Raw genomic sequence first — 11,888 nt, 5'->3', positions numbered from 1 at the left:
CGTACCCTCCGGGGCGTGTCCGACGTCGCCGAGCTCCCGCTGATCGGGGCCGCCGCCCTGCGTGCCCGCACCGCCTCCCGCGTGCTGCGCACCCTGCCGACCGACGTCAAGGACGCCGCGCTGTCGGCGATGGCCGACGCGCTGGTGGAGCGCGCCGAGGAGGTGCTGGCCGCCAACGCGCTCGACGTGGCGGCCGCGGAGGCCGACGGGACGCCGGCCTCGACGGTCGACCGGCTGCGCCTGGACCCCGCCCGGGTGGCCGGGGTGGCCGCCGCGCTGCGCGAGCTGGTCGCGCTGCCCGACCCCGTCGGCGACGTCGTCCGCGGCTCCCGGCTGCCCAACGGGCTGCAGCTGCGGCAGGTGCGGGTGCCCTTCGGCGTGATCGGCATCGTCTACGAGGCGCGGCCCAACGTGACCGTCGACGCCGCGGGCCTGTGCCTCAAGAGCGGCAACGCGGTGCTGCTGCGCGGGTCGGCGTCGGCGCACCGCACCAACACCGCGCTGGTCGCCGTCCTCACCGAGGCCGGGGAGAAGGCGGGGCTGCCCGCCGGCTCGGTGCAGCTGCTGCCGGCCGACCGGGCGTCGGTGGGCGAGCTGCTGTCCGCCCGCGGCCTGGTCGACCTGGTCATCCCGCGCGGGGGCGCCTCGCTCATCCAACGCGTCGTCCGCGAGGCGCGGGTGCCGGTGATCGAGACCGGCGTCGGCAACTGCCACGTCTACGTCGACGCCTCCGCCGACGCGGCGACGGCCGAGGCGGTCGTGCTGAACTCCAAGACCTCCCGCGTCAGCGTCTGCAACTCCGCCGAGACGCTGCTGGTGCACCGCGACGTGGCGTTCCTGCCCCGGCTGCTGTCGGCGCTGGCCGACGCCGGGGTCACCCTGCACGGCGACGACGCGGCGCGCGCCGCCCACGACGCGGTCGTGCCGGCCACCGACGAGGACTGGGCCACCGAGTACCTGTCGATGGACATGGCCGTGCGGGTGGTCGACGACCTGCCGGCCGCCCTCGACCACGTCGCGCGGTGGGGCAGCGGGCACTCCGAGGCGATCGTCGCCGACTCCGCCCGCGCCATCGCCGACTTCACCGCCGGCGTCGACGCCGCCGCCGTGCTGGTCAACGCCTCGACCCGGTTCACCGACGGCGGCGAGTTCGGCTTCGGCGCCGAGATCGGCATCTCCACCCAGAAGCTGCACGCCCGCGGTCCGCTCGGCCTGCCGGAGCTGACCAGCACCACCTACGTCGTCACCGGGAACGGCCACACCCGCTGACCCGCCCGCCCTCCCCGAGGAGTCGCATGCCCCGCCCGCCGACGCAGACGCCCCAGTTCTCCTCGGTCGCCGACGTGAGCAAGCGGCTCGCGACCGCCGGTTACCTGCCCGACGCGCAGATCGCCACGACGGTCTTCCTCGCCGACCGGCTGGGCAAGCCGCTGCTGGTCGAGGGCCCGGCCGGGACCGGCAAGACGGAGCTGGCCAAGGCGCTGGCCGCGGCCACCGGGTCGGAGCTGATCCGGCTGCAGTGCTACGAGGGACTCGACGAGGCCCGGGCGCTCTACGAGTGGAACTACAAGAAGCAGCTGCTGCGCATCCAGGCCGCGCAGGGGGCCGACGGCGCCGACTGGCACGCCGTGCACGACGACGTCTTCGGCGAGGAGTTCCTGCTCTCCCGGCCGCTGCTCACCGCGATCCGGCGCACCGAGCCCACCGTGCTGCTCATCGACGAGACCGACAAGGCCGACGTCGAGGTGGAGGGCCTGCTGCTGGAGGTGCTCAGCGACTTCCAGGTGACCATCCCCGAGCTCGGCACGATCGCCGCGACCCGGCGGCCGACCGTCGTGCTGACCTCCAACGCCACCCGGGAGCTGTCCGAGGCGCTCAAGCGGCGCTGCCTGTACCTGTCGCTGGACTACCCGTCGGCCGAGCGGGAGCGGGAGATCGTGCTCTCCCGGGTGCCCGACCTCGCACCGGGGCTGGCCGAGCAGCTGGTGCGCACCATCCGGGCGCTGCGGGCGCTGGAGCTGAAGAAGTCGCCGTCGATCTCGGAGACCCTCGACTGGGCGCAGACGCTGCTCGAGCTGGGGCTGGACACCCTCGACGAGACGGCGGTGCGCTCGACGCTGGGTGTGGTGCTCAAGCACGCCAGCGACCAGGACCGCGCCGCCGCCGAGCTGCGGCTCAACTGATGAGCGCGGCGACGTCGTCCGGTGCGGCCGCCACCGGTGGTCTCGCCGGTCACCTCGACGGGTTCGTCCGCGCGGTGCGCGAGGCCGGGATCCCGGTGGGCATCAGCCAGGCCGTCGACGCCGCGGAGATCCTCACCGTCGTCGACCTGCTCGACCGCGAGCAGCTGCGGCACGGGCTGGCGGCGGTGCTGCTGCAGCGGGCGGCCCAGCGGCCGGCCTACGACGTGCTGTTCGACCTGTGGTGGCCGCTGGCCGACCGGCCCGCGGGCGACCCGTCCGGCGGTGCGGACGACGGCGAGGGCGAGCCCGGGGACGACGACGCCGGCTCGACGCTGGACCTCCCCGAGGGGCACGGCGACGAGCGCGACCTCGCCCGGCGGATGCGCGAGGAGCTCGCCCGGCTGCTGCTCGAGGGCGACGACGAGGCGCTGCGCCGCTTCGCCCGTCAGGCGGTCGACCAGCTGGGGCGGGCGCCGGCCTCGCCGTCGGGGCAGTCCTACTTCGGCTACCGGGTGATGCGGGCGCTGTCGCCGGACACGCTGGTCGCCCAGCTGCTGGCCGGGCTGCTCGGCGACGGCGGCCGCGGCGGCCTGGCCGAGCAGGTGGCCCGGCAGACGGTGCGCGAGCGGCTGGCCGCCTTCCGCGCCGCGGTGGACGCCGAGGTGCGCCGGCGCGCGGCGGCCGAGCGCGGGCGCGACCGGGTGGCCAAGAGCGCGGTGCGCCCGCTCGCCGACCAGGTCGACTTCCTGCGCGCCCAGCAGGCCGACCTCGCCGAGTTGCGCCGCACGGTCGCGCCGCTGGCCCGCCGGCTGGCGGTGCGCCTGTCGGCGCGGCGGCGGATGGGCCGCGTGGGGCGGCTGGACTTCCGGCGGACCGTGCGGGCGTCGCTGGGCACCGGCGGGGTGCCGGTGGTGACCCACCACCGGCCGCGGAAGGTGCACAAGCCCGAGCTGGTGGTGCTCTGCGACGTCAGCGGCTCGGTGGCCGGGTTCAGCCACTTCACGCTGATGCTCACCCAGGCGCTGCGGGAGCACTTCTCCGGCGTGCGCGCGTTCGCGTTCGTCGACGCCACCGACGAGGTGACCCGCTTCTTCCGGCCCGGCGCCGACGTGTCCGACGCGGTCGCCCGGATCGGCCGGGAGGCCGACGTCGTGGCCTTCGACGGGCACAGCGACTACGGCAACGCGCTGGAGGTCTTCGCCGACCGCTGGCCGTCGGCGGTCGGGCCGAAGACGTCGCTGCTGGTGCTCGGCGACGGGCGCACCAACTACCGGCAGCCCGGGCTGCCGGTGCTCGCCGACCTGGTGAAGCGGTCCCGCTCGGCGCACTGGCTCAACCCCGAGCCGCGGCGGCTGTGGGGGAGCGGGGACTCCGCGGCCGACCGCTACGGCGAGGTGATCGACATGGTCGAGTGCCGCAACGCCACCCAGCTGGCGGACTTCGTCACCACCCTCTGACCCCCACCGCGCCCTGGTTGCCGCGTCGGGGTGGGGAGACCTGCCGTGCCCCGGTCGGTCGTGCGTGACCGATCGCGCGGTGCGTCGTTGTCAGCGTGGTGCCCGTCGCCGGCCGGCCGGCCGGTGGACCCCGCAGCCGCGGGGAGCGGGCACCCGTGACCGACGGCACGGGGGTGCCGGTCACGGCCGGGGTGGCCCCGGCAGCCCGGGTGCGGCGTCGTCCGCACGCCGGGCGTCGGGCCGGCCTCCCACCCCCGGGTCCTCGCGAACCGCCTCCCCGCCACCCGGCTAGGCTCGGTCGGTGACCGGCAGCCGGATCGGGGTGATGGGTGGGACGTTCGACCCCATCCACCACGGGCACCTCGTGGCCGCCAGCGAGGTCGCCGGGCTGTTCGGTCTCGACGAGGTGGTGTTCGTCCCCACCGGCCAGCCCTGGCAGAAGAGCGAGCGGGTGGTCAGCGCCGCCGAGGACCGCTACCTCATGACCGTCATCGCCACCGCCTCCAACCCGCGGTTCTCCGTCAGCCGGGTCGACGTCGACCGGGAGGGCCCGACCTACACCATCGACACCCTCACCGACCTGCACCGGCAGCGCCCCGACGCCGAGCTGTTCTTCATCACCGGCGCCGACGCGCTGGCGCAGATCCTCAGCTGGCGCGACAGCGAGCGCTTCCTGCGGTTGGCCCACTTCGTGGGCGTCACCCGGCCCGGGTACGCCCTCGCCGACGGGCACCTGCCCGAGGGGTCGGTCAGCCTGGTCGAGATCCCGGCACTCGCCATCAGCTCCAGCGACTGCCGCGAGCGCGTCGAGCGGGGGATGCCCGTCTGGTACCTCGTCCCCGACGGGGTGGTGCAGTACATCGAGAAGCGGCGGCTCTACCGCTCCTCGTCCGGGGCCCGCCGCACCGACCTCCCCCGCGGGGACCAGCGGGTGGCCGACCGCCCACCCGGGCCGTCCCCCTCCGACCCCCACGACCCACCAGCTCCCCACCTCCAGGAGGTGCCCCGATGACCGCCTCGGCCGAGGCGCGGGAGACCGCGCTGCTCGCGGCCCAGGCCGCCGCCGACAAGCTCGCGACCGACGTCTCGATCGTCGACGTCAGCGAGCGGCTGGCGATCACCGACGCGTTCGTGCTGGCCGCCGCGCCCAACGAGCGGCAGGTGCAGGCGATCGTGGACGAGGTCGAGGAGCGCCTGCGCCGGCACGGGGTCAAGCCGGTGCGTCGCGAGGGCGTCGCCGAGGCCCGCTGGGTGCTGCTGGACTTCGTCGACGTCGTCGTGCACGTCCAGCACACCGAGGAGCGCGCCTACTACGCCCTCGAGCGGCTGTGGAAGGACTGCCCGACCATCCCGTTCGTCGACCGCGCCGCGCCGCCCTCCGCCGCGGGGACCGGGGCGCCCGCCGGCACCCTCTCGGCCGACGACGTCGACCCCGGCAGCTCCGACCCGGTGCCGCTGACGCCCGACCCAGCAGGGGACGCCCGCGCCGGCACCACCACCGGGACCGGCGCGACCGCCGCGGCCGGGGCCACCGGCGGGGCCGACGTCACCGACGAGGACCTCGTCGAGGACGACCTGGTGGAGAGTGACCCGCTCCAGGACCCGTTCCTGAGCCCGACGCGGGACCCGTCGCAGATCCCGGCCGCCGGCCCGGAGGCGACCGGCCGGTGACGGCAGCCGTCCCCGCCCTGCCGGTGCCCCGCCTGGTCGTCTGGCGGCACGGCCGGACCGAGTGGAACGCCACCGGCCGCTTCCAGGGCCAGCTCGACCCGCCGCTGGACGCCGAGGGCCGCGGACAGGCGGCCCGCACCGCGCCGCACCTGGTGGCCGGCGGGCTGGCCCCCGAGCGCACGGTCGTCGTCTCCAGCGACCTCGTCCGGGCCGCCGAGACCGCCACCGCGCTGACCGGTCTGCTCGACGCCCCGCTGCGCCTCGACGAGCGGCTGCGCGAGCACGGGCTGGGCTGCTGGGAGGGGCTGACCCGAGAGGAGGTCGCCGCCCGGTACCCCGAGCAGTACGCCGACTGGCTGGCCGGCCGCCCGGTGCAGGGCCGCGGCGGGGAGGACGCGCCGGCCGTCGCCGCCCGCGCGCTGGCCGCGCTCACCGAACTGCCCGAGGCGGAGGTGGCCGTCGTGGTCACCCACGGCGGCACCGCCGGACGACTGGTGGAGGCCCTCCTGGAGCTGGGACCCGAGCACCGTCGGGTCTTCGGCCCCCTGGCCAACTGCGGCTGGAGCGAGCTCGTCCGCCAGGGCACCCGGTGGCGCCTGATGCGCCACAACTGCACGGTGGCCGACGTGGCCGCCCCGACTGCCGAGGCGGCCCCGGCCCGATCGGCCGCCGCCCCGGTCGAGGCCGGCGCCACCCCGGAGGAGGCGACCCCGGCGACGGCCCAGGACGCCGACGCGGTGGCCTGACCCCGGTGCGGGACCGCTCGTCGCCTGCCCCGGGCGACCCGGACCCGGCGGGCTAGCCTCCCCTGGTGGTCGTCGCCGTGGTCACCGACTCCACGGCCTACCTGCCGCCCGACGTCGTCGCCGACTACGGCATCGAGGTCGTGCCCTGCTATGTCGTCCTCGCCGGGCGGTCGGGCCGCGAGGGCGAGGACGTCACCCCCGAGGACGTCGCCCGGGCACTGACCAGCCGCGGCCAGAAGGTGTCCACCTCGCGTCCCACCCCCGGGGACTTCGTCGCGGCCTACCGCCGGCTCCTCGCCGCAGGGGCCGACCGGGTGGTCTCGGTCCACCTGTCCGCCGACCTCTCCGGCACCTGGGACGCCGCCCGCCTGGCCGCCGCGCAGGTCGGCGAGCACCTGGTCACCCTGGTCGACTCCCGGTCGACGGCCATGGGCACCGGCTTCGCCGTCCTCGCCGCCGCCCGCGCGGCCGCCGGCGGGTCCGCGGCCCCGGACGTGGCCGCGGCCGCCAACGACACGGCCGCCCGCACCCGCACGCTGTTCGTCGTGGACACCCTCGAGCACCTGCGCCGGGGCGGCCGGATCGGCGCGGCCGCGTCCCTGCTGGGCACCGCGCTCGCCGTCAAGCCGGTCCTGCACGTCGTCGACGGGCAGGTGGTCCCGCTCGAACGCGTCCGGACGTCGGCCCGGGCCCTGTCCCGGCTGGTGCAGCGGGCGGCCGAGGCGGCCGGCGGGCCCGGCGCCGCGGTCGCCGTCCACCACCTGGCGGCGCCGCAGCGCGCCGAGCGCCTGGCCGCCGAGCTGCGGCAGGCCATCCCGGGCATCCGCGAGTTCCACGTCAGCGAGCTCGGTGCCGTGGTCGGCGCGCACGTCGGCCCGGGAGCGGTGGGTGTCGTCGTGGCGCCGGCCGACGAGCCGCCGGCAGGCGGCGACGAGCACGCGGAGGACTGAGCGGAGGACCGGGTGCACGGGCGCAGCGTGCACCCGGCCGGGCACCACCCCGCGCCGGTCGTCCACAGGGGGTGGCGCCGTCCACAGCCGCCCGCGGGGCGGGCCGGTGCGCGGCCGGCCTGCCTAGCGTCCGCCGGGTGCGCCTGACCTCCCGCCGCTCCGACGACGCCGACGTCATCCGGGCCCGCCTGCGTGCGCTGCTCGACGAGGGCCGGCGGTCCTCCGGGTGGCTGCCCGACGACGACCCGGTCCGGGACGCGCCGGTCACCGGCGTGGCCCTGCTCCGGCGCCGGGACGCGGACGGTCCGGACGGCGACCCGGCCCCCGAGCCGGAGGGGGACGCGGACGACGACCTCCTCGACGGTGACCCGCCCGACGGGGTGCTCCCCGGCCTGGGACGCCACCGCGCACCCGCGCGGACGGTGCGCGTGGACCCCGGCCGCCGCGGGACCTGGGCGCTGTGGGTGTGCGGCCTGGCCGTCGCGCTGGCCGTCGCCGGCTGGACCTGGCTGGACCGGCCGAGCGTGCAGCCGGCACCCGCCGCGGGACCCCCGGCGGCGTCGGCCGCCGAGTCGCCCGCGTCCCCGTCGGTCGGCGAGGCCGCCGACGGGCAGGCCACCGTCGTCGTCTCGGTGGTCGGGCAGGTGGTCACCCCGGGCCTGGTCACCCTGCCCGACGGTGCGCGGGTGGCCGACGCCGTGGCCGCGGCCGGGGGGCTGCTGCCCGGGGCCGACGCCGCGTCGGTCAACCTCGCCGCGGTCGTCACCGACGGCCAGCAGGTGGCCGTGGGGGTGCCCGGAGCCACCGCGGCCGCGGCCGCGCCGGACGGGACCGCTGGGGGAGCGCCGGCCGGGCCGCTCGACCTCAACGCCGCGACGGTCGCCGACCTCGACGCGCTGCCCGGCATCGGGCCGGTGCTGGCCCAGCGGATCGTCGACCACCGGGGCGGGCACGGCCGGTTCACCAGCGTCGAGCAGCTCGACGACGTCCCGGGCATCGGGCCGGCCACCTACGCCGAGCTCGCCGACCTGGTGCGCGTGTGAGCCGCACACCCCCTGCCCGCTGGACCTGGCTGGACCTGCGCCTCGTCCCCGTCGCGGTCGCCGTCTGGGCCGTCACCCTCCTGGCCGGCGTCCTGCCGCCCGCGGTCCTGGCCTGGCTCGCGCTCGCCGCCGTGGTCTCCGCCGGGCTGGTCCTGCGCCGCCGCCGGACCGGTGCCCGGGTGCTGCTCGCGGTGCTGGCCGCCGTGGCGGCGACGGCGACCACCTCGGCCGTCCGCGGCGCCGCGCACGCCGCCTCCCCGCTGGCCGAGGTCGCCGCCGGCCGAGCCGTGGAGCTGGTGCTCGAGGTCGACGGCGACCCGCGGCGGGTGCGCGGGGCCGGGGCGCCGCGCGTCGTCGTCGAGGCGACCGTGGTGGCACTGGACGACGGCACCCGGCGGGTGACGCTCACCGCCGACGCGGTGCTCTTCGCACCCGCGGAGGAGTGGGCCGCCGTGCTGCCGGGGCAGTCGGTCCGCGTGCGGGCCGCGGTCGCGCCCGCCGCCGCGTCCGAGGGGGTCGTCGCCCGGCTCTCGGCCCGCGGCCCGCCCGAGGTGCTCGGCCGACCGCCGTGGCCGCAGCGTGCGGCGGGGGACCTGCGTGCGGGGCTGGCCGAGGCCTCCGGACGGGTCGTCGGCGGTCCGGCCGGCGGGCTGCTCCCCGGGCTGGTCGTCGGTGACACGTCCGCGATGGACCCGGTGCTGGAGGAGGACTTCCGCCGGGCCGGCCTGTCGCACCTCACGGCCGTCTCGGGCGCCAACGTGGCGATCGTCGTCACCGGTGTCCTCGCACCGCTGCGCCGGCGGGCGGTCGACCGCCGGGTGCAGGCGGTCGTCGCGGCGCTGGCGCTGGCCGGCTTCGTGGTGCTCGCCCGGCCCGAGCCCAGCGTCGTCCGAGCCGCCGCCATGGGCGCGGTCACCCTCCTGGCCCTGGCCACCGGCCGCACCCGGGCGGCGGTCCCGGCGCTGTGCGCCTCGGCCACCGTCCTGCTGTGGCTCGACCCCGGACTGGCCCGCGACGCCGGCTTCGCCCTGTCGGTCACCGCGACGGCGGCCATCGTGCTCCTGGCCCCCGGCTGGTCGGCATCCCTGCGGGACCGCGGCTGGCCGCGGACCGTGGCCGACGCGGTCGCCGTCGCCGCGGCCGCCGGGCTGGCCACCGCGCCGCTGGTGGCCGGGCTGTCCGGCCTGGTCAGCCCGGTCTCCCTGCCGGCCAACCTGCTCGCCGCGCCCGCGGTGGCACCGGCGACCGTGCTCGGCCTGCTGGGGACCCTCGTCGCGCCGCTCGTGCCCCCCGCCGGGGACGCCCTGGTGTGGCTCGCCGGGTGGCCGGTGCGCTGGCTGGTGCTCGTGGCCCGGACGGCGTCGGGCCTGCCCGACGGCGCGACCGGGTGGCCGGCCGGCACCCGGGGCGCCCTCCTGCTCACCCTCCTGCTCCTCGCTGTCGGGCTCCTCCTGTGGCGCCACCCGCGGCTGCGCCCGCTCGCCCTGGCCGCCCTGCTCGGCCTCCTGGTGCTGGGCTGGCCGCTGCGCCAGGTGGCCGACGGGTGGCCGCCGGACGAGGCGGTGCTCGTGGCCTGCGACGTCGGGCAGGGTGACGCCCTGGTCGTGCCCACGGGACCGGGTGAGGCCGTCCTCGTCGACGCGGGCCCCGAGGTCGGCCCGGTGGACCGCTGCCTGGGCCGGCTCGGGGTCGACCGGCTGCCGCTGGTGCTGCTCTCGCACCTCGACGCCGACCACGTCGGCGGGCTGGCCGGCGCGCTCGGCGGCAGGGACGTCGACGTGGTGGCCACCGGCACCCTGTCCCCGGCCGACGAGCGGGCGCCCGCGCTGGACGCGGCCGCCGCCCGGGCCGGTGCACGCCGGGAGGTGCTGCGGCCGGGGGACCGGCGGGTGGTCGGCTCGGCGCAGCTGGAGGTGCTCGCCCCGCCGCCGGAGATCGCCACGGCGGCCGCCGAGGCCAACGACCTGTCGACGGTCGTGCGGGTCACCCAGCGGGGGGTCCGCGTGCTGCTCACCGGCGACCTGGGCGCGGTGGCGCAGTCCCGCGTCCTGGACCGGGGCGTGGACCTGGCCGCCGACGTGCTGAAGGTCCCGCACCACGGCAGCGCCGACGCCGACCCCGCGTTCCTGGCCGCGTCCGGGGCCCGGGTGGCACTGGTCTCGGTCGGGGCGGACAACACCTACGGGCACCCCGCACCCCGGCTGCTCGGCTGGCTGCAGCAGGCCGGCGCGCGGGTGCACCGCACCGACCGGGAGGGCGACCTGGCGGTCGTCGGATCGGCGGGCGACTGGGGCGTCACCGCACGCGGCGCGACCGGGGGAGCCGCCGCCGGCTCCGCCCCGGCCGGTGGGGCGACGTCCGGCGACGGCGTCCCCGCGACCGCACCGCGCCGCGTCGCCGCACGCCGGCCGTCCCGTCCCCCCGCCGTGACACCATCGCCCCGTGACAGCGGCACCCCCGGCACCGACCTCCCGGCTGCGGGCCGTCGTCGGCGAGGAGGAGCTGCTGCGCGCCCGCGCCGTCTCCGCCGTGCGGGCCGCCGTCCTCGAGCGCCACCCCGACGCGGAGGTGCACGAGCTGGCCGCGCTGGGCCTGCCGGTGGGTCAGCTGGCCGACGTCCTGGCGCCCTCGCTGTTCGGCGGCCACCGGCTCGTCGTCGTCGGCGGCGTGCACGAGGCCGCCGGGGCCCTGGTCGACGCCCTGACCAGCTACTGCGCCGACCCCGACCCGGACCTGACGCTGGTCGTCGTGCACCACGGCGGCAAGCGCAACGAGGCACTGCTCAAGACCCTGACCGCCGCCGGCGCGGCCGTCGACGACTGCCCGAAGATCTCCTCCGCCAGCGACCGGGCGGCCTTCGTCCGCAACGAGGTGCGGGCGGCGGGCGGCCGGATCACCACCGACGCGCTCACCGCCCTGGTCGACGCGGTGGGCGCCGACCTGCGGGCGCTGTCCTCGGCGGCCACCCAGCTGGTCGCCGACTTCGGCGGCACCATCGACGCCGACGCCGTCGCGCGCTTCCACCGCGGTCAGGCCGAGGTCACCGGCTTCACCGTCGCCGAGCGGGTGCTCGTCGGCGACCGGCAGGGCTCGCTGGAGATGCTGCGCTGGGCGCTCGACCGCGGGGTGGCCCACGTGCTCGTCGCCGACGCCATCGCCGACGGCGTCCGCACCGCCGCGCGGGTCGCCTCGCTGAACACCAGCAACACCGGCGAGCTCGCCCGGGCGCTCAAGCTCCCGCCGTGGAAGGTGAAGAAGGCCCAGACCCAGGCCCGCGGGTGGACCATCGACGGATTGCAGCAGGCGATCGGTGTGGCCGCCGAGCTCAACGCCGACGTCAAGGGGGTGGCGGCGAGCGCCGACTACGCGCTGGAGCGGGCGGTCCGCCGCATCGTCGCCATCCGTGCGGTCACCGGCCGGGCCGCCCGCGGCCTCCGCTAGGCCCCGGCCCTCAACCCCGGCCCGCAGGACGCAGCGAGCCCCGTCCCTCGCGGGGACGGGGCTCGCCGGGAGCGCGGGGCGCAGGTCAGAGGCTGGCGAAGTGCTTGGCCATGCCCGACTTGCGGTTCGCCGCCTGGTTCTTGTGGATGATGCCCTTGCTGGCGGCCTTGTCCAGCGCCTTGCTGGCGTGGGCCAGTGCGGTGCCGGCGGCCGCGGTGTCCCCGGACGCCGCGGCCGTGCGGAAGCGGCGGACGGCCGTCTTCAGGGCGGACTTGACGGCGACGTTGCGCTGGCGCGCCTTCTCGTTCGTCTTGTTCCGCTTGATCTGGGACTTGATGTTCGCCACGCGTGAGCCTCGGTGTCTCGCAGAGTTGGGAGTCTGACAGTGCGTCCGGAC

General features: G+C 77.6%; 10 protein-coding genes and 1 pseudogene. 10 read left to right on the top strand and 1 reads right to left on the bottom strand.

All coding sequences use genetic code 11. From position 1 onward, the window contains the following. The first annotated feature begins 15 nt into the window (after window positions 1-15). From BLQ97_RS15225 to holA, 10 genes and pseudogenes are all read left to right on the top strand, one after another. Window positions 16-1,269: a glutamate-5-semialdehyde dehydrogenase gene (locus tag BLQ97_RS15225; protein ID WP_091366833.1), complete on the top strand. Its 1,254-nt coding sequence runs from the start codon at window positions 16-18 to the stop codon at window positions 1,267-1,269. Between the two features lie 26 nt (window positions 1,270-1,295). Then, complete coding sequence (locus BLQ97_RS15220) at window positions 1,296-2,183, top strand: AAA family ATPase (RefSeq protein WP_091366832.1); 888 nt, start codon at window positions 1,296-1,298, stop codon at window positions 2,181-2,183. Continuing rightward, window positions 2,183-3,640, top strand: coding sequence for a vWA domain-containing protein (locus tag BLQ97_RS15215; RefSeq protein WP_175471756.1), 1,458 nt, complete (start codon window positions 2,183-2,185; stop codon window positions 3,638-3,640). Before BLQ97_RS15220 ends, BLQ97_RS15215 begins: the two co-directional genes overlap by 1 nt. A 301-nt stretch (window positions 3,641-3,941) precedes the next feature. Next, a complete protein-coding gene (gene nadD, locus BLQ97_RS15210) occupies window positions 3,942-4,652 on the top strand; it encodes a nicotinate-nucleotide adenylyltransferase (protein ID WP_245692214.1) in 711 nt (236 codons plus the stop codon). Next, window positions 4,649-5,311, top strand: coding sequence for a ribosome silencing factor (gene rsfS, locus BLQ97_RS23985; RefSeq protein WP_245692213.1), 663 nt, complete (start codon window positions 4,649-4,651; stop codon window positions 5,309-5,311). Before nadD ends, rsfS begins: the two co-directional genes overlap by 4 nt. After that, window positions 5,308-6,057 (top strand): histidine phosphatase family protein, encoded by a 750-nt coding sequence (locus BLQ97_RS15200; protein ID WP_091366831.1) that lies wholly within the window; start codon window positions 5,308-5,310, stop codon window positions 6,055-6,057. Before rsfS ends, BLQ97_RS15200 begins: the two co-directional genes overlap by 4 nt. A gap of 65 nt (window positions 6,058-6,122) precedes the next feature. Next, a complete protein-coding gene (locus BLQ97_RS15195; protein ID WP_091366830.1) occupies window positions 6,123-7,007 on the top strand; it encodes a DegV family protein in 885 nt (294 codons plus the stop codon). Window positions 7,008-7,144: 137 nt separating this feature from the next. Further along, window positions 7,145-8,050 carry a ComEA family DNA-binding protein gene (locus BLQ97_RS15190; protein WP_091366829.1) on the top strand — a complete coding sequence of 302 codons (906 nt, stop codon included), beginning with the start codon at window positions 7,145-7,147 and terminating at the stop codon, window positions 8,048-8,050. Next, window positions 8,047-10,149: pseudogene (locus tag BLQ97_RS23980) on the top strand (ComEC/Rec2 family competence protein); the annotation flags it as partial. The gene BLQ97_RS15190 and the pseudogene BLQ97_RS23980, both read left to right, overlap by 4 nt. A gap of 343 nt (window positions 10,150-10,492) precedes the next feature. Next, window positions 10,493-11,491 carry a DNA polymerase III subunit delta gene (gene holA / locus BLQ97_RS23975; protein WP_245692212.1) on the top strand — a complete coding sequence of 333 codons (999 nt, stop codon included), beginning with the start codon at window positions 10,493-10,495 and terminating at the stop codon, window positions 11,489-11,491. A gap of 85 nt (window positions 11,492-11,576) precedes the next feature. Here the strand turns inward: holA and rpsT are convergent, their stop codons facing one another. Beyond that, on the bottom strand, window positions 11,577-11,837 hold the full coding sequence (gene rpsT, locus BLQ97_RS15180) for a 30S ribosomal protein S20 (protein WP_091366828.1): 261 nt from the start codon (window positions 11,835-11,837) through the stop codon (window positions 11,577-11,579). Window positions 11,838-11,888: the final 51 nt, after the last annotated feature.

The organism is Geodermatophilus telluris (genome assembly GCF_900102745.1).
In the GTDB taxonomy this organism is placed as follows: domain Bacteria; phylum Actinomycetota; class Actinomycetes; order Mycobacteriales; family Geodermatophilaceae; genus Geodermatophilus; species Geodermatophilus telluris.
Note: the sequence above shows the minus strand (reverse complement) of the source record. Positions and strands in the feature narration are given on the sequence as shown.